Origin of the sequence: Salinivibrio sp. SS3, assembly GCF_001722105.1 — a bacterium.
In the GTDB taxonomy this organism is placed as follows: Bacteria; Pseudomonadota; Gammaproteobacteria; order Enterobacterales; family Vibrionaceae; genus Salinivibrio; species Salinivibrio kushneri.
Window position 1 is genome coordinate 123,262 of record NZ_MEBQ01000012.1, and the last position, 20,420, is coordinate 143,681.

General features: G+C 50.3%; 17 protein-coding genes. 9 read left to right on the forward strand and 8 right to left on the reverse strand.

What is annotated here, in order from left to right:
* Positions 1 to 8: 8 nt before the first annotated feature.
* A complete protein-coding gene (locus tag BGL48_RS06725; RefSeq protein ID WP_069361938.1) occupies positions 9 to 1,052 on the reverse strand; it encodes an ABC transporter permease in 1,044 nt (347 codons plus the stop codon).
* A 1-nt stretch (position 1,053) separates the two neighbouring features.
* Complete coding sequence (locus tag BGL48_RS06730; protein ID WP_069361939.1) at positions 1,054 to 2,079, reverse strand: ABC transporter permease subunit; 1,026 nt, start codon at positions 2,077 to 2,079, stop codon at positions 1,054 to 1,056.
* An 818-nt stretch (positions 2,080 to 2,897) separates the two neighbouring features.
* Between BGL48_RS06730 and BGL48_RS06735 the strand changes: the two genes are divergently transcribed.
* The 9 genes from BGL48_RS06735 (at position 2,898) to BGL48_RS06775 (ending at position 14,144) form a co-directional block, all read left to right on the forward strand.
* Positions 2,898 to 5,483: a TonB-dependent receptor plug domain-containing protein gene (locus BGL48_RS06735; RefSeq protein WP_069361940.1), complete on the forward strand. Its 2,586-nt coding sequence runs from the start codon at positions 2,898 to 2,900 to the stop codon at positions 5,481 to 5,483.
* Between the two features lie 58 nt (positions 5,484 to 5,541).
* A complete protein-coding gene (locus BGL48_RS06740; RefSeq protein WP_069361941.1) occupies positions 5,542 to 6,303 on the forward strand; it encodes a DUF3450 domain-containing protein in 762 nt (253 codons plus the stop codon).
* A 2-nt stretch (positions 6,304 to 6,305) separates the two neighbouring features.
* Positions 6,306 to 7,658 carry a MotA/TolQ/ExbB proton channel family protein gene (locus BGL48_RS06745; RefSeq protein WP_069361942.1) on the forward strand — a complete coding sequence of 451 codons (1,353 nt, stop codon included), beginning with the start codon at positions 6,306 to 6,308 and terminating at the stop codon, positions 7,656 to 7,658.
* A gap of 9 nt (positions 7,659 to 7,667) precedes the next feature.
* On the forward strand, positions 7,668 to 8,198 hold the full coding sequence (locus BGL48_RS06750; RefSeq protein ID WP_069361943.1) for a MotA/TolQ/ExbB proton channel family protein: 531 nt from the start codon (positions 7,668 to 7,670) through the stop codon (positions 8,196 to 8,198).
* Positions 8,199 to 8,217: 19 nt separating this feature from the next.
* On the forward strand, positions 8,218 to 8,625 hold the full coding sequence (locus BGL48_RS06755) for an ExbD/TolR family protein (protein WP_069361944.1): 408 nt from the start codon (positions 8,218 to 8,220) through the stop codon (positions 8,623 to 8,625).
* A 3-nt stretch (positions 8,626 to 8,628) separates the two neighbouring features.
* On the forward strand, positions 8,629 to 9,258 hold the full coding sequence (locus BGL48_RS06760; RefSeq protein ID WP_069361945.1) for an energy transducer TonB: 630 nt from the start codon (positions 8,629 to 8,631) through the stop codon (positions 9,256 to 9,258).
* A 10-nt stretch (positions 9,259 to 9,268) separates the two neighbouring features.
* Positions 9,269 to 10,483 (forward strand): tetratricopeptide repeat protein, encoded by a 1,215-nt coding sequence (locus BGL48_RS06765; protein WP_069361994.1) that lies wholly within the window; start codon positions 9,269 to 9,271, stop codon positions 10,481 to 10,483.
* A gap of 115 nt (positions 10,484 to 10,598) precedes the next feature.
* Positions 10,599 to 12,692 (forward strand): prolyl oligopeptidase family serine peptidase, encoded by a 2,094-nt coding sequence (locus BGL48_RS06770; RefSeq protein ID WP_069361946.1) that lies wholly within the window; start codon positions 10,599 to 10,601, stop codon positions 12,690 to 12,692.
* A 141-nt stretch (positions 12,693 to 12,833) separates the two neighbouring features.
* On the forward strand, positions 12,834 to 14,144 hold the full coding sequence (locus tag BGL48_RS06775; protein ID WP_069361947.1) for an MATE family efflux transporter: 1,311 nt from the start codon (positions 12,834 to 12,836) through the stop codon (positions 14,142 to 14,144).
* Between the two features lie 210 nt (positions 14,145 to 14,354).
* On the opposite strand, the gene BGL48_RS06780 is transcribed toward BGL48_RS06775, so the two are convergent.
* From BGL48_RS06780 to BGL48_RS06805, 6 genes are all read right to left on the reverse strand, one after another.
* Positions 14,355 to 15,458 (reverse strand): glycerophosphodiester phosphodiesterase, encoded by a 1,104-nt coding sequence (locus BGL48_RS06780; RefSeq protein ID WP_069361948.1) that lies wholly within the window; start codon positions 15,456 to 15,458, stop codon positions 14,355 to 14,357.
* A 133-nt stretch (positions 15,459 to 15,591) separates the two neighbouring features.
* On the reverse strand, positions 15,592 to 16,509 hold the full coding sequence (locus BGL48_RS06785; protein ID WP_069361949.1) for a phytanoyl-CoA dioxygenase family protein: 918 nt from the start codon (positions 16,507 to 16,509) through the stop codon (positions 15,592 to 15,594).
* A 209-nt stretch (positions 16,510 to 16,718) separates the two neighbouring features.
* Positions 16,719 to 17,594: an energy transducer TonB gene (locus tag BGL48_RS06790; protein WP_069361950.1), complete on the reverse strand. Its 876-nt coding sequence runs from the start codon at positions 17,592 to 17,594 to the stop codon at positions 16,719 to 16,721.
* Positions 17,591 to 18,022: a biopolymer transporter ExbD gene (locus tag BGL48_RS06795; RefSeq protein WP_069361951.1), complete on the reverse strand. Its 432-nt coding sequence runs from the start codon at positions 18,020 to 18,022 to the stop codon at positions 17,591 to 17,593. The genes BGL48_RS06790 and BGL48_RS06795 overlap by 4 nt, the downstream gene beginning before the upstream one ends.
* A 4-nt stretch (positions 18,023 to 18,026) precedes the next feature.
* Positions 18,027 to 18,863 carry a tonB-system energizer ExbB gene (gene exbB / locus BGL48_RS06800; RefSeq protein ID WP_083238470.1) on the reverse strand — a complete coding sequence of 279 codons (837 nt, stop codon included), beginning with the start codon at positions 18,861 to 18,863 and terminating at the stop codon, positions 18,027 to 18,029.
* Positions 18,864 to 18,949: 86 nt separating this feature from the next.
* Entirely contained in the window at positions 18,950 to 20,404 is a 1,455-nt protein-coding gene (locus tag BGL48_RS06805; protein WP_069361952.1) for a surface lipoprotein assembly modifier, read from the reverse strand.
* Positions 20,405 to 20,420 lie beyond the last annotated feature (16 nt).

Genomic DNA, 20,420 nt, shown 5'->3' on the forward strand with positions numbered 1-20,420 from the left:
ATTTAAAATCAGTCATAACGGGTGAATTTTTTCGGATCAAACGCGGCGCGTACCGCTTCTCCAATGAAGGTCACCATCACCAACACCACCACCAGGGACGATACCACAGAGGCAACAATCCATGGCGCGTCCAGATTTGATTTACCTTGCTGTAACAGCTCGCCCCAACTTGGCGTCGGTGGCATCAGCCCTAGGCCAAGATAATCCAGCGCCGTTAACGCGGTAATATTGAGGGCGATGGTAAAGGGCGCCAAAGTCACAATCATCACCATGGTGTTGGGCAAAATATGCCGGAATAAGATCCGGCTAGTAGAGGCACCCAATGCACGCGCCGCCATCACATAATCACGCGCTGATTCTTTGTACGTCATAGTGCGCATATACCAGGTAATCGCCATCCAGCCAAATAGCACATTAATCGCGACGAACAAGGTAAAAGTGGGTTGGAGAATCGAGACTAGAATCATGATGACGTACAAAAACGGCACCATCGACCAAACTTCGATAAAGCGTTGGAAAAACAGATCAAACTTGCCGCCCCAAAAGCCCATCGCACAGCCCACGGCGGTGCCAATCGCATAAGACGCCGCCATGGTCAGTAACGCAAAGCCCATAGCAATACGAAAGCCGTATACCAGGCGGGCGAGAATATCGCGGCCAATATCATCGGTACCGAGGTAATGCTGGTCTGCGGCACTTGGCGCAGTGGGCGGAAAGTCGCTACTAAAGTCTTGTTCAAGCGGGTTCCACGGCACCAAGGGCATGACCACATAGTTATCACCGCCTTGTGCCTCGAAGGCTTTGGCAAGTTGACGATAGTTGGCTTCGCTCGTGCCCACTTGACCAAAGTCGCGCGCCAAGTATACATCACTCATTACAGGGAAATAATACTCGCCGTCGTATTTGACCATTAACGCTTTACTATTGATTAACAGCTCGGCAAACAGCGATAACACCAACATGGTGGTCAAGATGATAAACGACCAATAACCGCGTTTAATTTGCTTAAAACTGCGGATTTTCTTTTGAGTTAAAGGGCTAATCGTCAACATATCAAGATCCAAACTTCACGCGAGGGTCAATCAAGGCAACACAGATATCGGAGATAATGTTGCCCGCCAACAGTAATAGCGCATTGATGGCAACAATCCCCATCACTACCGGATAGTCGCGCTCCATAATTGATTCATAGCCGAGCAAACCAATGCCGTTGATGTTAAAAATCACCTCAATCAAAAATGCACCGGTCATAAAGAACAGCAACGAGTTGCCAAAATGGCTAGCAATCGGGATCAAGCTGTTGCGCAGCGCATGTTTGCGCACCGCCGAGCGGAACGGTAACCCTTTGGCAATCGCCGTGCGGATATAATCCGCTGAGAGGTTTTCCATCAGGTTGTTTTTCATCGTCATGGTCAGGGTGGCAAAATCACCAATCAGATAACAAATCAGCGGCAGTACCGCATGCCACATCACATCTTTGGCGCGTTCCCAAAAACTGGTCGCGTCGTAGTAAGCATCGCCCACAAAGCCCCCCATCGGGAACCATTCGAGGTGATAGCTAAACAAGGTGATCAGCAATACCCCGACCACATAGCCGGGTAAGGCAAACCCGATAAAGATCAGCACCGAGGAGGAGGAATCAAACACCGAGCCGTGCTTGAGGGCCTTGTAATAGCCAAGCGGGAGGGAGATAAAATAACTGATAAAGAAGGTCATCCCGCCGTAAAACAGCGACACCGGCAGGCGCTCGGCAATCATATCTGCGACCGGCTCGTAATAGCGAGTCGACTCACCCAAATCGAAGTTGGCCAGTTTGCCCAGCCAATCGACATAGGCTTCTAGAACGGGTTTATCGAGGCCGTAAAATGCCTTGAGTTCAGCAATCTGATCGTCCGATAACGCCGAGCTGTCACCAGCACGTTGCAAGCTCGACCCAGCATCACCTTGTGCTTGCATTTGGGTCATCATTCGCTCAACTGGCCCACCCGGTACTAGGCGAGTAATACCGAAAATCAAAATGGTAATGCCGAGAAATGTCGGTATCACCAACAGTAACCGGCGTAAAAAGTACGACAGCATAGTCCACTACTCCCTGTTGACTGTCTAGACTCAACGACATCTAAACGAGCCGCTTTATTAGTCTATGGTATCGAGTTGTCAGTGCCATCCTAGGCACCGTGGGGCTTTCCCCTCATGACACACGATACTTAAGGCTCCTATATTTATCTTGATTTATCACCACGATCAACGGTCCATGTCCATGAGACCTGATTTTTTTTCTCTTTCGATACCAGCCACTTACAAAATAAAAAAAACAACATTCATTCACATGACAGTAAAATTACAGAATATGACAAACCTATCAATTGAGCATTTGCTCTAGAAGTTTAAGCAAAAAAAGTGCATAAATTTCCATAGACGCTATAAACACAATTGTCAAATAAATGTCATTTTTTGTTAACTCTTGTCAGTTTAAAACTGGACTAACTGCTTTCCGTTGAACGCGTGAACGCCACTATTACCGATGCACACATTAGGTAAATTATGCGACGAGAAACGAAACCATGTTAAATAGTTGTATATTCTTTACATTCATCTATTACCAGCATATCCACTGACCGCACAACCAAGCACGCGAACCCTGCCTCACATGAAATAATTCTCTAACAATAAGTAAAAGACCAGTTATATAGACATTCCTGTGCGCTGCACATCAAAACAAACCACCAAAAAAAACGAAATAAACCATGACAGCGCGGATAGAGGGTGTCGCTGTCACTTGTTTGACGCCTAGACGAAACATTCGGTATATCTGGCTGTCATGCGCGCTCAGGGAATAAGAGCAGTACTGAAAATACGCGCTGGAGAAATAGTCAAATGACAGGGAGCAATCAAGGATGAAGACAAGAACAACGGCACTATCTGTTGCCATTGGTCTCGCAGTGGGATCAGTCACATTCGCCTCAACCGCTATCGCGGAAGAGTCTCAAGAACAAGCCCAAGAGTTGCAGAAGCTGAAAGTGACCGGTTCACGTATATCACGTGCTGAAGTGGAAGGGCCAAGTCCCATTACTGTAGTCAGCAGTGAGGATATTCGAGCCAAAGGCTTTAACAGTGCGCAAGACATTCTCAACAGCTTAACTCAAAATACCGGCGGTAACCTGTCGCAAACGAACTCTTTTAGTTTCACCCCAGCCGCACAGTCAGTGAACCTACGTGGCCTTGGGGCATCGCGCACACTTATTTTGATTGACGGTCGTCGCCTACCTCAATACCCACTAGCACAAAATGGCTCAACAAACTTCCAAGATATTGGCCAGATCCCCGTTGCTGCCATTGAGCGTGTTGAGGTACTCACAGATTCAGGGTCAGCCGTTTATGGTTCAGACGCCATTGGTGGGGTAGTCAACTTCATCATGAAAAAAGGCTTTGACGGTGTTTCTGTTAAAGGTCGCCATGGTCAAACAACCAGCGGGGGGTATTCAGCAGATCGTCTCGATGTGGTCGCCGGTAAAGACTTCGATTCAAAACGTGTGTTCTTCGTTGGCCAATTTGCTGGCAACGATATTCTCAAGCAAAAAGACAAAAGCTGGGCTGGTGACGATAACTCAGCACGCTCAGCCTTGAGTGGTTACTCGAGCTACGGGGCAAGCTTCGTGGATGCGAGCGACAATATCACCTTACCGAGTGAAAACTGTAAAGATTTTCTCGAGGGGGACGGCGTCGCGCGTGCGGATGGAAAATGTGGTTTTAACCGATCGTCACGTCGGACCTTAAAGCCTGAAAACAAGCAAGCTGATCTAATGCTTCGCGGTGAGTTTGATATTTCCCCTGATTTGATGGCCACTGCGGAAGCACGCTTTAACCACAAAGAAACCAACTCCACGTTTGAGCCTGGCGCATTAAAAGTCGAAACCGATGCGAGTCACAGCCGTGGAGAAGGTACCTATACTCGACGCATGGTCGAATTTGGCAATCGTGAGAGCAACACAGAATCGCGCTCTTATGGTGTCACCGTCGGGCTCGATGGCTACATGAGCGACTATAGCTGGGATGCTTATGCAAGCTACTCAGAGCAGAAAGTTGAAACGGATAATCCAGCCATTTTTGCCAGTATCGGCGATGCGGTGAAAAACGACGAAATCGATCTCCTTGCTCGTCTTTCTCCTGAGACCGTAGAAAAATACAAGGGAAAATCGACCAAAAACGCACGCACTAAGCTTTATTCAGTGAACTCCTCATTGGGTGGCGATTTAATTGAACTTCCCGCGGGCATATCGAGCTTCTCGGTATACGGCGAGTGGAACCGAACTGATTATCTCGAAACCATCGATGAAAATACCAAAAACGGCCGTTTTGAAGGTTTAGGCGGTTCATCAGGTGGTGGCGACCGAGATCAGATCGGCTTGGGCGTTGAAGCCTTAGTTCCTATAATTGAAAACCTTGAAATGACACTCGCGGGTCGCTATGACCACTATTTTGACGATTCGGCAACCGGTGGGGCCTTTACGCCAAAAGCCTCTCTAGCTTATCGTCCTACCGATACCTTGCTATTGCGTGGTAGTTACGGACTTGGGTTCCGTGCCCCCGATCTGAAACGCCTGTTCGGCGATGAGACCAAGGCATTTGGTAGCGGCTTTGACCCTGTGTTATGTGAGAATGCTGGGGGCAACGGCCCACAGGATAGCGACTCAATCCCTGAGTGTGATACCCAAAACTTCGATGTCACTTCTGGGCCAAACAAAGAGCTTGAAGAAGAAGAAAGCACCAATATTAACTTGGGCCTGGTGTGGGAGCCTGTTGAAGATCTCGGTCTGACACTAGACTGGTATCGCATCAAGATGGAAAACGTGGTCACAGCACCAAGCTATCAAGATGTAATCAATGAGCCAAGTAAATATGCCGGTGCGGAAGTGAAGCGCAACAGTGATGGCGAGATCGATAATGTGATTTATGGTCCGGTCAACCAAGCGTCCGAATTGCGCTCAGGTATCGACCTATCAGTCTCTTATTCTCACGATACTCAAAATTACGGTACCTTCAGCCCTAAACTGTCAGTGACTAAGATCATTGACGCTGAATACCGCGAGAACGATGGTGAACCGCTCATCGATGAAACCGACTTCTTACCTGAGTATACAGCCACACTAAACCTTGGCTGGGTCATGGGCGATTACAGCGTCAATGTCTTTGGTAAATACCGCGATAGTATGTGTACGAGCTATGCCAATCGATACTATTTCGATACCTGCCAAGACGCTAAAGATGCTGGACAGCAAACCAAAGTATCGAGCATGACAACTTGGAACTTGACGGCAACTTACGCCTTCAATGAGCAAGGTAAAGTCACTTTGGGAGCTATCAATATGTTTGATAAACAACCACCAGCAGATCCGCTGAGTGATACATCACCATTCTATGCCAATGACTATGACAGCCCTCTGGGACGTCAGCTCTACGTTGAAGCCGAATATAACTTCTAACTCAAACCTGGCGCGGCCTAGCCGCGCCTTATTTCTCCACAATTAACAGGTAACGGATATGGTACGTAAGGGATTAAATAACGCCATTGTCAGTTCTCTGTTGCTGACGAGCTCGTTTGCGATAGCTACCTCTACCGATGACGTGGTGTCAGCGGTAGAAAGTAAAAATAACGCAGGGCAAGCATCGCAACAAAAAATTGATCAATACAGCGAACAAACCGACAGCATGCTGGCCGAGTACAAAGCCGTACTGCGTCAGCTCGATAGCATGCGTGTGTATAACAACCAGCTTGAACGAATGGTGAACTCGCAAAATAAAGAGCTCGCATCACTGGAAAAGCAAATTGAACAAATTGATCAAACCGCGATGGAAATCGTGCCGCTGACACTCAAGATGATTGATTCACTCGATCAGTTTGTGCAGCTCGATTTACCTTTCCAATTAGACGAACGGGAAAAACGGATTGCCAGCCTCCGCGAGATGATGGATCGCGCGGATGTCACCACATCAGAGAAGTTCCGTCGCGTGCTCGAGGCTTACCAAATTGAAGAAGGCTTCTCACGTAACATTGAGGCCTACAAAGCCAGTATGGCACGTAATGGTGACACTAAAACCTATGATTTTCTTCGCATAGGTCGAACGGCACTTTTCTTCCAATCGCCCGATGGCGCCGAAACCGGCATGTGGAATAAGCAAACCAATCAATGGGAAGCCTTACCCGAAGGCTACAGTGATGCAATTACGCAAGGGCTGCGGATTGCGAAAAAACAAGCGCCACCCGCATTGATCGAGTTGCCTGTCTTTACAGGGGAGAAGTAACCATGAAAGGAATCAAGTATCTATTTGCAGGGATTGCCGCGGTCACATTATCGCTAAGCCACGTGCAAGCCAATACCTTGGATGAGCTACTCAACCAAATTAAAAGCGAGCGCGTTACCGAATCGCAACAAAACCGCGAACGTGAAGCCGCGTTTTTAGCCGATAAAGAAAACCAAGCGGCGCTATTGGCCAAAGCTAAAGAGGAGCTCGCCTTCGAATCGCAGCGAGGTGAAGATCTCAAAGCGACCTTTGATAGTAATGACAAAACCCTCACTGAGCTTAGTGAGACCCTGCGCCAACGCTCAGGATCGCTAGGTGAGATGTTTGGCGTCGTTCGCCAGTTCTCCGGCGAATTTAACGGCTTGTTCAGCGCCTCTCAAAATGCGGTGCAATTTCCTGAGCGGGAAGCACTGCTAACCAAACTCGCTGAAAGTAAAGAGCTGCCGTCGATTACCGAGCTCGAGCAGTTTTGGCAGATCATTATGGAGCAAATGATCGTCTCAGGTGACACCTCGACCGTACCGGCCACTGTGGTGTACGGCGAAGGCAGCGAAGCCCAAGATGATGTCACTCTGATTGGTGAGTTTAATGCCATTGCCAATGGTAAATACCTGACTTATGAGCCAGAAACCGGCAAGTTTGAAGAATTAGCGCGTCAACCCGTCGATTCGATTCTCTCTAATGTTGCCGCCTTTGAGTCAGCCTCTAGTGACTATGCGCCCTTACATATCGATCCATCACGCGGGGTGATTCTGTCATTACTGGTGCAAAGTCCAAACGTTCAAGAGCGTATCGACCAAGGCGGGATTGTCGGTTATATCATTCTCGCCATGGGTGCCGTTGGCCTGCTCATTGCCCTATTCTGCTATCTGCGTCTATCGGTTATCGGTAACAAAATACGCAAGCAGAAGAAAAGTGAAGAGGCGATTGGTAGTAACCCGCTGGGTGAAGTGATCACGGCTTATAAAGAGCACCAAGGTGCCAGCCTCGAAGATCTAGAAGCCAAACTAGACGAGATCATCATGCGCAATGCACCGAAAATTGAGCGCTTTATCGGATCGATTAAGTTATTTGCATCGGTGGCACCGCTACTCGGCCTACTCGGTACGGTAATGGGGATGATTGGGACCTTCCAGGCGATCACCCTATTTGGTACGGGCGATCCTAAACTGATGGCTGGCGGCATTTCCGAAGCCTTGGTGACTACCATGCTTGGCCTTGTCGTTGCGATTCCTTTGTTGTTCCTCTACACCTTTGTCCACAGCAAAGGTCGTCGACTGGTTCAAACGCTTGAAGAGCAAAGCGCTGGCTTTATTGCGCGTTACCAGGAAAAGCTTCACACCGCTGAAAGCTAAGGAGATATCATGCAATGGATACTCTCTGAACTAGAGTCGATTCGACACTTTCTCGGTATGGGCGGCGATGTCCTCGTCGCCATTTTTATCCTGAGTGTCTTTCTATGGTGTGCATTATTGGAGCGTTGGTTTTACTTTATTTTTGTGGCACCACGCGCGGCCAAGTCGGTCGTCACACAGTGGCAACAACGCAAGGACCATAAAAGCTGGGCGTCTAAGCGGATCCGTGAGGAGCTAGTTTCACAACGTGATATTGAAAACAAGCGCGGACTGCCTATTGTCAAAGTACTGATCGCCATGTGTCCTTTATTGGGCTTACTTGGCACCGTGGTAGGGATGATTCACGTCTTTGATACGTTAGCCGTGGTAGGCACAGGCAGCCCACGAGCAATGGCTTCAGGGATTTCCAAAGCCACTATCCCGACACTTGCGGGCATGGTTGCCTCTTTATCAGGGCTGTTTTTTAGTACCCGGCTGGATCACCTCGCCAAATTATCCACGCGCAAGCTTGAAGATAAGCTTAAGCATGTTACCTCGTAAAAGGATTTAAGGTAGCGATATGAAACGACGTTATAGCAATGAAGGCAATGAAGAAGCGGCAATCGACATGACTCCCATGTTGGATATCGTTTTTATCATGCTGATCTTTTTTATCGTCACCACCTCATTTGTGAAAGAGGCGGGGATAGACGTCAATCGACCCAGTGCCAATACTGCACAAACAGTCAGTAAAGGCAACATCATGGTTGCGGTTGGTCCTGCTGGCGATGTATGGGTGGACAAACGCCGCGTCGATGTTGATGCCGTACGCGCCAATATTGAGCGTTTACGAGCGGAGAGCCCAGAGGGCGCGGTTGTTATCCAAGCCGATCAAGAGGCCAGTGCGGGTGTGGTTGTCGATGTGATGGATCAAATTAAGATGGCCGGCGTCGATAGCATCTCGATTGCAGCGAAAAGCAAGGACTAGCGTATGCGTTATTTGGCGTCAATAGTGATCGCGCTGTTCGTCTCGCTGGGGCTTTTTTGGGGCATGGATAAAATTGTCAACAAAGAACGCCATGAGCTAGCTTCTGATGACGATCAGCGAATCATCGAATTTGTGCGGATCAAACCCGAAGAAACGGTTAAAGAGAAAAAGCGTGAGCTTCCTAAGCCGAAACCGCCGAAAAAGCCACCACCACCACCGGAAATGAAAGTGACATCAACGGTGAAGCCGCAAATGGACCAGGTGGATTTAGATATGCCTGACCTGGATTTACCCGTGAATGTCAGTGGCGGATCGGTGCTGGGGCATTACAGCCAAGGCGGCGGCGGAGTGAGCGGCAACCAAGGGCCGACACCGCTTGCCACCTTCTTACCGCAAATGCCACGTAAAGCGGCACGCGCTGGGCTAGAAAAAGGCACAGTATTGCTTGAGTTTACGGTGAATGAGCAAGGCGGCGTCGAAAACGTGGCGGTGCTCAAAGAAGATCCGCGCCGCATGGGACTTCGCCGCGCGGCGCAAAAAACCGTTAAGCAATGGCGCTTTAAACCTAAAGTAGTGGACGGCGCCCCCGTTAAAGCTCGACTTTCTCAAGAAATAGAGTTTTCAATTAACTAGGATGGCCATCATGGAAAAAAAACTGACACGGATGTTGGCACTGGCCTTATTTGCCGCCAGTTTATCAAGCGCTAGCTATGGTGCGGATACGCCTGAGCTGTCCGATCGCACCTACCGTACCGTGAACAAAGTACAAAAATACATTGCTAACGAGACGTATCAAGAGGCGAAGCAAGAGCTGGCATCGGCACTCGAGCGTCGCGGTAACAAAAATTATGATCAGGCAGTACTTTTACAACAACTCGGCTATATCCATTCTATGGAAGATAACTATGCCAAAGCGGTTACCTATTTCGCCAAAGCGTTAGAAGTTGGCGCCTTGCCCGTTGCGGTCGCGCAGCAAGTGCGGTATAGCTTGGCGCAGTTGTATATGGTGCAAGAAGACTTTGGTAAAACGGTCTCACTCATGCGTCAGTGGTTCGAGATACAACTCGCTGAGGGTGAGGAAAAACCCGACGCCATGAGTTATATGACCTTGGCAAGCGCGTACATACAGCAAGAGCAGTTTAAGCAAGCGATTCCCGAGATAAAACAGGCCATTGCGCTCAGTGATACGCCGAGTGAATCTTGGTATATGATGCTGATGTCGGCCTATTATCAAACCAACGATTTGGCGAACACGGCACAAGTGTTAACGACGCTGACCACCATCAACCCGACGAAAAAGCAATATTGGAAACAACTGTCCGGTATTGAAATGGAAAGGAACAATGAAGCAGCAGCTCTAGCCGCTTTGGAGTCAGCCTATAGCTTGGGGTTACTCGATAAAGAAAAGGAAGTGTTGAGACTGACAGACTTTTTAGCCTACCAGTCGATTCCTTATCGCGCAGCGACAACCCTGGCACAAGCGTTAGACGCTGGCATTGTCGAGCGTACCAATGATCACTTAAAGAAACTCGCGCAGTATTGGCATCAAGCCAAAGAGTTACCGGAAGCGATCGAGGCGTATCGTGCGGCTTATCGTATAGATAATGATCCAAAAACCAAACTAAAGATTGCCCGACTGATGGTACAAGACCAACAGTACCAAGCAGTCATTCCCTTTGCGGACGACAATCAAGATATCGCTGGAGATGTACGCGCAGAGCTCGAGTACTTAAAAGGCATGGCGTATTTTGAGCTTGAGAATAACCAAGCGGCGCTGAAAGCGATGAAGCAGGCGGCGCAGTCTGAGTCACTCAAACCGATGGCGTCGCCATGGATCGCTTTTTTGAGTAACAGTTAAATCCCACCACTGCCGTTTCGGCTTACGTTGAACCTTTTTCGACGCCGAGCATTTTGTGCTCGGTTTTTTTCTATGTATTGACACACCCACTGACAATGATGTCGGGAGAATCACGATGACAAACAAAACCAAATGCCTGTCAGCGGCTGCACTGGCCATGACGGTTGCAACCGCACACGGCGCTGAGCAAGCGGATCCTTTCCTGTGGCTTGAGGACGTCGAGGGCAAAGATGCGCTCGAATGGGTCAAAAAACACAATAACCAAACCGACGCATATTTAGAAAAAAAATCGCAGTATGATGCCTTTTATGCAGACAGTTTGGCCGTGCTTAACGCACAAGATCGGCTTGCCTACCCGACACGACGGGGCTCCTTCTACTATAATTTTTGGCAAGATAATACCCATGTTAAGGGCATTTATCGACGCACATCGGCGCAAAGTTATGCACAAAAAGCGCCTGAGTGGGAAATCGTCATTGATATCGATGCCCTGGCACAGCAAGAGCAAAAAGATTGGGTGTTAAAAGGAGTCGATTGCTACGCACCTGACTACCAGCGCTGTATGGTCGCCCTCTCACTCGGCGGCGCCGATGCGACGGTGAAACGTGAATTCGATATGCTCGACAAGGCATTTGTCCATGATGGCTTTACACTGCCCGAGGCCAAAAGCGGGACCACCTGGCTGGATCGCGATCATTTGCTCGTAGCCACTGATTTTGGGCCCGATAGCTTAACGGACTCGGGCTACCCACGCACCATCAAACAATGGCAACGGGGCACACCTTTATCGGAAGCGACAACCTTATACCAAGGCGCTACCGACTCGGTCTCCGTCAGCGCCATGACGTTACGTGATAGCCACAGCCGAGTGACGTTAATTGCAGAGGGTATGACCTTTTATTCGCAAAAGCTCTTTTGGCTAAACGCAGACGATCTGGTGCCGTTGGCATTACCCGCAGATAGTGAAGTCATGGGTTATTTTGAGGGGCAATTGTTTTTCCAGCTAAAATCTGACTATCGCCAAGGAGAACGCACCTTCCCGCAAGGCAGTGTTGTCTATGCCTCAATGACAGAGCTTGCCAAGCCGACCCCGGCTTATCAATTACTTGTCAAACCAACGGCGTCTGCCAATATTGAAGCGCTAGACGTCACGGCCGAGTACCTTGTGGTCAGCTGGCTCAATGATGTTACGTCGCAAATACAGCTATTCCGTCCACAGGATACTGGCCAGTGGCACACTCAGACGGTGGCAATAGAAGATAATGCAACGCTTTCGGTCTTTAATGCGACGCCTGAGCACCATGACTTTTTTGTCGACGTAGCCAGCTTTCTGATCCCACCCTCGATTTATCAAGTGACCCCAGGTCGCCAAGATCCCCGCGTGATTAAATCGACTAAAGCCAAGTTTAATGCGGACGATCTTCAGGTGACACAGCAGTTTGCAACATCAAAAGATGGCACCGCCATTCCTTATTTTATCGTGGCGAAAAAGTCACTCGACCTGGATCAATCCCACCCGACATTGTTATATGGTTATGGTGGATTCGAGGTCAGCTTGACACCGCACTACAGCGCGGTAACGGGGAAAAATTGGCTCGAGAAAGGGGGCGTTTATGTCCTCGCCAATATACGCGGGGGCGGTGAATATGGGCCCGCTTGGCATCAAGCGGCTCTTAAAGATCAACGCCACAAAGCCTATGAAGATTTTGAAGCAGTGGCAGAAGCATTGATCGCGTCCAAAATCACCTCACCAGCCCATCTTGGCATTCAAGGCGGGAGCAACGGAGGACTTTTGGTCGGCGCAACCGCGATGCGACGGCCCGAGCTTTACAACGCGGTCGTGTGCCAAGTGCCCCTATTGGACATGCGTCGCTTTAACCAGTTGCTGGCCGGTGCCAGCTGGATGGCAGAGTATGGAAACCCAGACAACGATGATGACTGGGAATACATTCGCACTTATTCGCCATATCATAATATTGAAGCTGAAACGGCTTACCCGCGCATATTTTTTACCACATCAACCCGCGATGATCGCGTTCATCCTGGCCATGCACGCAAAATGGTCGCGAAAATGCAGGAGATGGGGCATGACGTGCTCTATTTTGAAAATATGGAAGGCGGGCATGCAGGCGCATCCAACAATACCACCCGTGCCAAGATGCTCGCGCGGACCTATACGTATCTCGCCGACCAGCTCGGCATGGAGTAAGTCTTAGATGGCGTCCGTCAACCATGAATCACCCCATTGATTAAGGGTTGGTAATTTTCAGCAATCCTCTACAATTGGTGCGACTATGCCGAGCATGCCAATGCTCGGCTTTTTTCACCCTATTAATGTAAAGAGTGCCTGATGGAGTCTGCTTCTCGCGCAAAACGCTTGTTCTCGACCACCCTACCCATGCTGTTTGGCGTACTGTCACTGATGAGTTTTCAACTTGTCGATAGTGCCTTCATTGGTCAGTTGGGCGTGCTCCCCCTCGCGGCACAAGGCTTCACCTTGCCCATTCAGATGATCATTATCGGCATTCAAGTCGGACTCGGGATTGCGACCACGGCGGTGATCTCGCGCGCGCTCGGGGCCGATCAGTGTCGCTATGCCAAACAACTAGGCGGCCTGATTTTATTTATTGGCACCACAGGCGTGGCATTGTTTGCCGGCTTGCTCTATGCCTTACGCCACCCGATCTTGATGTTGCTCGATGCGCCAGACAAAGTATTTCCGGTGATTGATAGCTACTGGCAAATTTGGTTGGTCAGTGCCTGGACAGGCGCGGTGCTTTACTTTTTTTATAGCCTAGCACGCGCTAATGGCAACACCATGTTGCCGGGCTCCATGATGGTGGTCACCAGCTTATTAAACCTTGCGCTCGACCCGGTGTTTATCTTTTGGCTCGATTGGGGCATTAATGGCGCGGCAGTCGCCACCTTAATTGCGTTTGGCTCGGGCATCGCCATTGTCGCGCCCCGCGTGTTTAGTAAAGGTTGGGTTTCGTTTGACTGGCAAGACTTAGACATCACACAAAGTGTGCGCTCGATTGGCCACATTATGGGACCGGCGATGATCAGCCAGCTGCTGCCGCCGGTGTCATCTATGCTGGCCACCAAGCTGCTCGCCAGCTTTGGCTCAGCGGCAGTCGCCGCCTGGGCACTGGGCTCGCGCTTTGAGTTTTTCGCGATTGTCTCGGTGCTGGCATTAACTATGTCGATGCCACCCATGGTGGGTCGTTTGCTGGGTAAAGGCGATCTGACCGAAGTCCGCCATTTGGTCAAGTTAGCCTGTCAGTTTATTCTCGGCTTTCAATTGCTGATTGCCGTAGTGACCTGGCTTGCCGCCGCTCCCCTCGCCGACTTGATGACCAGCGATCAACAAGTTACCGATATCTTGCACACTCACCTTACGCTAGTGCCGTTTAGCCTGGGCGCTCTGGGGGTGTGTATGTTGATGGTGTCGATTACCAATGCATTAGGCCGCTCATACACCGCGCTGACCATTTCTGCGCTTCGCCTATTTGCGTTTTTCCTGCCCTGCCTCTGGCTGGGGGCACAAATTGGCGAGCTGTTTGGCCTGTTTGCCGGTGCCTTAATCGGTAACCTCCTTGCGGGCGCCGTGGCTTATGCCATGTACCGACGTACGCTGGCTAAACTAATGGCGAGCGAGTAGATAGCCAAAACGTTAACCTTGGGGCATCGGCTCAGTTCGCACACAGACACGCCGTCAATCCATCCCTGGAGGCTCCGCCGCGCCATCCATGGCGCGGAGGGTCTGCTCAGCGAAATAAGCCGAACCGAACCCTCTCTAGCGTTTGCCCCCAACAAAAAAGCCCGCTACTAACAGGCGGGCTCAAAGGATAAATACTGTTAACGCGCGGGGTTAATAACCCAGTTGCGTTAAGGTAACTTCAATGTCTTTACCGTCGCTGTCGGTTAAGGCTTTGACCGCCACGTTAGGACGGTTGGTAAAGAAGCCATCCACGCCACGCTCACGGTAACGGATCAAATCTTCGCGATCGTCCAGGGTATACATGTGCATCAGCAAGCCTTTTTCATGGCTCATATCCACCATCCAAGACTTCGCCAAGTCCATATAGCTAAACTGGCTTGACCAAGCATCATCAAAGTTGGCTTGGGTGCCCGACGGCCCCACACCGATGGCACCGTGCTCCTTGGCATAATCCAACCATTCTGCGTAGCTGGCTTTTGAGGCCACTTCTTGACGCGCGTAGTACTGGGCGTAAGACTCATCATCCGCTTTCGGCGCGCTGTCTTTAGTGGGAATGTAGCCATCACCTGCCCACAGCAGCAAGATTTTTGGCACATTCGGCATCACATCCTGCAGCGCTTCAAGGCTCGATTTGTTAAAAGTCTGTAGGATCACTTTGCCCTTGGCGTCCTTATCTAGCCAACCGTGTTGGGTTAAATCTTGTTTCAAATCCTGCTCAATCCCTGGGAAGAACTCCGGCACCTTGGTTTCAATATAAAGCCCGGGCTGATGGGCACAGTTTTCGGCGATTTTACGTACCTGATCTAGCGTTACTAGCTTCAAGCCGCGGAAGCTTTCACGCGCACGCTCTGGGTATGACTGATTAAACCAGCTGCCCGCATCCAGCTTTTCCAGCTCTGCCCAAGTAAAGGTATTGACCGGGTCGCCGGCACGCTCAGGATAGACTGTATCAATATTGGTGTTGCGCTTAAGGTTGTCGTCATGCACCGCGATCAGTTTGCCGTCTTTGGTGCGCTGCAGGTCAAGCTCGAGATAATCGGCGCCCACTTCACAGGCAAGTTGGTAGGCCGGCAAGGTCGACTCTGGCGCATTGTAAGAGTCACCACGGTGAGCAATCACCGCATGATCAGCAATGCCAAGTTGTTCGCTAAGCGTACTGTCACTGGCTTGAGCAAAAGAAGAGAAGGATACGGCACTGGCTACACTCAGGGCGGCAACAGTCACGCTCAGGGTCGTTTTTGATGATGTATTCAAAGGAAACTCCTTAATGTCGTTGAAATTAGCGAGATAATTAAACGCTTGTTCAATTATCGAGACAGCATAGCAAAACCCTGATTCAAAGCGAAAAAAACTAAAAACGCCCACAACAGCGTGGGCGTCAGTACGGCTATGAAGCTAGCGGCCAGAGTGACTCAACCGCCTGCAGAGGGCGTTGGTCGGGATTGGATAAATAGTGGGGGCGCGGTGGCAACCCACTAAATGGCGTCACCGGTTTATTCTCCACACTGTTATAGACAAACATTAAAATCGAACGTGGGTCGTTGGCGATATTATCGGGTGAGCCATGCATCAAGTTACAATCATGGAACACCAAGGTACCGGCTTGTCCCGTTACCGAGGCAATGCCATTGTCTTCTAACAATGCCTCCATGGTCTCTGGCTTGGGCACGCCCAGCATTTGTTTTTTCAGCGACTGCTGATAGTTCTTCTCGCCGGTATTGCCTTCACAAGACGCATAGTGATGGTGCGAGCCGGGGATCACATACAAAGGCCCATTATGCTCGGTGTTATCGGTTAACATTAGCCATACAGTCACGGCTCGCATCCGTGGCATTCCATCCTCAACGTGCCAAGTCTCGAAGTCAGAATGCCAAGGAAACGACTTGCCTTTAAACGCAGGCTTAATATTGACGCGCGATTGCATCAAATATGCATCCGAGCCCAAAATTTGCCGAACTTTATTGAGAATGCGCGGATCGCGTGAGAAGCGATCAATTAAGTCACTGTAGGCAAAGGGTTTAAAAATAGTACGCAGCTCGTCACTATCTGGCTCGGTATATAGCTCTTCATAGCCGGCCATATCATCGCGTAAACGGGCGATTTCACATTTAAGCGGTGCCACCATTTCCGGCATATAGTCATTCATCACCAAAAAGCCTTGGCGATCAAACGTATCCAGATCACGTTGGCTCAAGCTATGCGGTACCTCTGGCTGCGCACCGCCGTACACAACAGGGTCTAGACGTGGGGAGAGGGTTTCTTTTCCATTGACGCGTGAGGGATACAAATCGGGTGTACCTTCCATTATTGACACCTCCTTCATGTCGTTCGTTTTTTAGTGATATCTTCTCTCTTTTTGGGGCCCAAACGGGCATTGAGTGGAATACAGCTTCACATCGGGGCGACTCGATAGAAATCAACCCCGAAGCGAGTTTCGGGAGCAGCCTAACAGGTTAGCAATCGAGAGTGAACCTTTGTCATCCATGCTCGCGGACAAAAGATATCCTCTTCTTTTTAAAGTGAAAAACGAATAGGGACAGTAACCGTTATTGTCAAGCCCGGCAAGGCATCTGGCGGCGTCGGCAACGGGGACGCACGCTGTACCAGCGCCTTAGCTTCTTCGTCCAAACTCTCAAAGCGGCTCGAGGTTTGGAGTTTGACCGATTGCACCTCGCCTTGGCGATTGACGGTAAAGGTTACCCGAGGCGAGCCTTGCTGTTTGAGTCTCCGAGCAAATCGAGGATAGCGCTTATAGTAAGCCAAGTGCGCGTGAACCCGTCGCTGCCAATTCAACTTCGCAACCTTTCCCTTTACGGTTAGCTGTCCTTGCGCTGGGCCTGTCACTTTTTCACTGTGTGTTGGCGCATCAAAATGTTTCGGCGCGCTCGCCTCTTGCGCGACCGACGATGCACGTGACGTTTTGGGGTTTTCCTTTGGTTTGGGGCGAGGCTCAGTCGTTTGCACCTTGTGTGTCTCAACCGTTTTTTTCGTCTCTATCGCTTTAGGCTGCTCCTTGGCAGGACGTGGGACAGACTGCGGCTGTTTTTGCACTTGCGCGTTTTTCTCATCTTGAACCACAGGCGTCGCGTTTGGCGTCGACATCACTTTTTCCGGCACCGTCTCAGATGCATGAGCAGGCTGACTGGCGCGTTGCAGTTTGCCCTCTTTCACATCGTGCTGTTCCACCTTTGGGGCTGACACCTCTGGTGCGATGACAGAAATGGCAATCGGCATCGCGGCGGGAGGCGGTGCGAGCGTGCGCGCCGGTGTCCAAAAGTACGCGATCGCCACCCCAAGGTGGAGACTGACGCTCACTGCCGCCCCCACTAACCAGCCTTTTCGCGTGCGGTCTAACTCAAAGCCTTGCGGCAACCCAGCCAATACCGTCATGAGGAACGCGATGCTGACTGCGCAATGCCCACCAGACCGACTTGCTGATAACCCGCTTGACTAAGCGTATTAATGACTTCCAACAGTGACTGATAAGGCAAGGTTTTATCGGCCCGCAAATATAAACGGGTTTGTTTGTTCGCCACCCATTGAGGCAACTTCTGACTGGCTTCCTCAAGGGAGAACGCAGGATGCTCATCAACTTGCAGCATTTGTCCAGAGCCTACAGACAAATACACAGGCTGACTGGGCGATGCATTCGGCTTCGCCGAAGAGGTGGGTAAATCCACCGGCACGCTGACGGTTGCAAGCGGGGCCGCAACCATAAAAATGATCAGTAACACCAACATCACATCGATAAATGGTGTCACATTAATCTCATGGTTTTCTTGTAGTTCATGGTCTGACGAGGAAAATTGAAAGCTCATCTCTCTACCCTGCCTGTCGCCACGCAAGTTCAGTTTGCGCATTGCGCTCACTGTCGAGATCGCGGCTCACCAGTACCAAAATAGCCACCGCTAAATCCCCCATTTGAGCACGATACGCAGCCAATGCACGGATAAAATAGTTGTAAACAATCACAGCTGGGATCGCCGCGACCAAGCCAAGAGCCGTTGCTAGCAGGGCTTCAGCAATCCCGGGGGCCACCACGGCTAAATTAGTCGTTTGCGTATGCGCAATGCCAATAAACGCATTCATGATCCCCCACACGGTACCAAACAGCCCCACAAAGGGAGCCACGGACCCGATCGATGCCAGCACCCCTGTGCCGCGATTCATCATGCTAGCCTGTGCTACCTGTACCCGCTCCAACCGTGCTTGTACCCGCTCTTTAACGCCTTGACTGACTGCATCTACTTGTTCGGATAGGGCAAGCTCGGTTTGCGCCGCACTAAGAAACGCCAGCCCAGTGCCCTGATGACATGATGCCGCCGCTTTGGCCGCCGCAAAGCTTTCAGCGTGAGCGCAAAGTGACACCAGTGGCGCTAAGCGGCGACGCGCACGACCGAGTTGCCACTGCTTAGTGACGAGCACAGCCCATGTCACGCCGGAAGCCGCCAGCAATATCAGCATGACCGCTTTAACGATAGGATCCGCAGCCTGATACATACCGAGCGGAGACAGTGCATCAACGGACAAATGGGTGGCCTGCGAGCCTGAAGCGGTCACCATTGACCCGCTCTCCGCAGGTGCCGTGGATTCACTCGCCTGCACATGCACCGTGATGACCAAGAGCCACAGCCCCAGTCCTATCCAATATCGCTTCATTTTGAGTCCTTATTATCCATGCGTAATACGCCATATCGGTTATCTACCCGCTATACCGAACGAATAACGAAAACCCGTAAAAATTTTTAAAATTGTTTTTCAAACTGGACTTGGATGCGCGTGTAATCAAGGCTATAGAGCCAATCAACATTGCTTCGTGTTTGATGATACTGGCCTGTGATCACCGGAGAAAAACCCGCCACAGTTAGGGTAGGCAGGCGCAAACTCAATACCAGCGTATGTTGAATATCATGCCGCTTATCCCCCAACATGGCGTTGTATTCTTGATAGTTACGATCTTGATAGGCATAACTAAACAGGCCATCGAGTTCGGGCGTCGGCTGAAAACTCACTCCGACTCGTCCTCCTAGGCTGTGCCAGTCAAAGACAGTATCCTCACTTTGGCTATCCGTGTAGTTTGCACCGATAAAAGCTAACCAGTTGGGATGAAGCTGAGAGAACCATGTTGCAGACAAATAGGTTTCCTGCCCCGACAGCGCCTTCAGCTGTGCGCCTTGATAACGGATATCTTTGCTGACAACCGTTCCCTTAAATGTCGATGCAGGAGTAAGGATACGTAGGTAGTCAAGGTTGACACCAAAGGTATGGGAAATCCACGAGCCTCCTTGCCAAGTGCCTTCCAATAAAGGGCCTATTGAGAGTTGATTCGCCGCATTTTGATACCGATACCCAATCAACCACTGGGTGTCCCACTGGTTATAGGTATCATTTTTATCGTAATCCGCACCATATGCCATGCCGCGGATAAAGCCATGGTGATGACCAGACACAGCCCATGTTTTTGCTGCCGAGAGCGTGGCTCCCCAGCCATAACTGGCAATCGCGTCCGGCGTTTTTCGTACGTAAGCACACCCTGCAGCCACCGATAGCAAACAGGTTTCACTGTGAGACGTTTTATTGATATTGGTGTGATACTCAGGCCCAATCGCCAACGAGCCTTGCCATGACTGACGCAAAGATAGTGCTTGTAAATAGGCCGAGACGGTTCGCTGAACACCAGCAGCGTGAGGCATACCGGCAATGCTTGTCGCGATAGCCTCAAAGTACTGTTTAGCCTCACGGCTTTGGTAATCTTCAAATAACACGCGCGCTAGTGATAACTGCGCCAGTAAAAAATCAGGCTTAAGCTTAAGTAGAGCTTGATAGGAATGCGCGGCTTGGGCGAGGTTTCCTGCCTGTCGGGCTAAGCCCCCCTTGGCATAAAGAATTAACATCGCATCATGGCCGGGTAATGTTTGATAGTAAGGCAGCCATTCAGCCACCCTATCCCAAGCGTGTTGTCGTATCGCTTGGTAGAGCGCTCTTCCCAATGCATTCACATCCAATGTTTCTAAAGGAACATGCCATGATGGTGTGCTGGGCAGTGCTAAATCGGCCTCTGCCAGCGCTTTGTCTTCCGACTGTTTTTGTTGTTGTCTCTGACGTTGTTCAATACGAAGGTCTGTTTCGGATTGGCTACTGAATACCAACGTGGGCGTGATCATCAAGCTAATAACGCCGACGAGTAAATAAAACCGCATGCAACACCCGCAAATA

Excerpts from the sequence above, each read along its gene's own strand:
- BGL48_RS06725 (WP_069361938.1), bottom strand. The coding sequence starts at position 1,052 with ATGTTGACGATTAGCCCTTTAACTCAAAAGAAAATCCGCAGTTTTAAG.
- BGL48_RS06730 (WP_069361939.1), bottom strand. The coding sequence starts at position 2,079 with ATGCTGTCGTACTTTTTACGCCGGTTACTGTTGGTGATACCGACATTT.
- BGL48_RS06735 (WP_069361940.1), top strand. The coding sequence starts at position 2,898 with ATGAAGACAAGAACAACGGCACTATCTGTTGCCATTGGTCTCGCAGTG.
- BGL48_RS06740 (WP_069361941.1), top strand. The coding sequence starts at position 5,542 with ATGGTACGTAAGGGATTAAATAACGCCATTGTCAGTTCTCTGTTGCTG.
- BGL48_RS06745 (WP_069361942.1), top strand. The coding sequence starts at position 6,306 with ATGAAAGGAATCAAGTATCTATTTGCAGGGATTGCCGCGGTCACATTA.
- BGL48_RS06750 (WP_069361943.1), top strand. The coding sequence starts at position 7,668 with ATGCAATGGATACTCTCTGAACTAGAGTCGATTCGACACTTTCTCGGT.
- BGL48_RS06755 (WP_069361944.1), top strand. The coding sequence starts at position 8,218 with ATGAAACGACGTTATAGCAATGAAGGCAATGAAGAAGCGGCAATCGAC.
- BGL48_RS06760 (WP_069361945.1), top strand. The coding sequence starts at position 8,629 with ATGCGTTATTTGGCGTCAATAGTGATCGCGCTGTTCGTCTCGCTGGGG.
- BGL48_RS06765 (WP_069361994.1), top strand. The coding sequence starts at position 9,269 with ATGGAAAAAAAACTGACACGGATGTTGGCACTGGCCTTATTTGCCGCC.
- BGL48_RS06770 (WP_069361946.1), top strand. The coding sequence starts at position 10,599 with ATGACAAACAAAACCAAATGCCTGTCAGCGGCTGCACTGGCCATGACG.
- BGL48_RS06775 (WP_069361947.1), top strand. The coding sequence starts at position 12,834 with ATGGAGTCTGCTTCTCGCGCAAAACGCTTGTTCTCGACCACCCTACCC.
- BGL48_RS06785 (WP_069361949.1), bottom strand. The coding sequence starts at position 16,509 with ATGGAAGGTACACCCGATTTGTATCCCTCACGCGTCAATGGAAAAGAA.
- BGL48_RS06790 (WP_069361950.1), bottom strand. The coding sequence starts at position 17,594 with ATGACGGTATTGGCTGGGTTGCCGCAAGGCTTTGAGTTAGACCGCACG.
- BGL48_RS06795 (WP_069361951.1), bottom strand. The coding sequence starts at position 18,022 with ATGAGCTTTCAATTTTCCTCGTCAGACCATGAACTACAAGAAAACCAT.
- exbB (WP_083238470.1), bottom strand. The coding sequence starts at position 18,863 with ATGAAGCGATATTGGATAGGACTGGGGCTGTGGCTCTTGGTCATCACG.
- BGL48_RS06805 (WP_069361952.1), bottom strand. The coding sequence starts at position 20,404 with ATGCGGTTTTATTTACTCGTCGGCGTTATTAGCTTGATGATCACGCCC.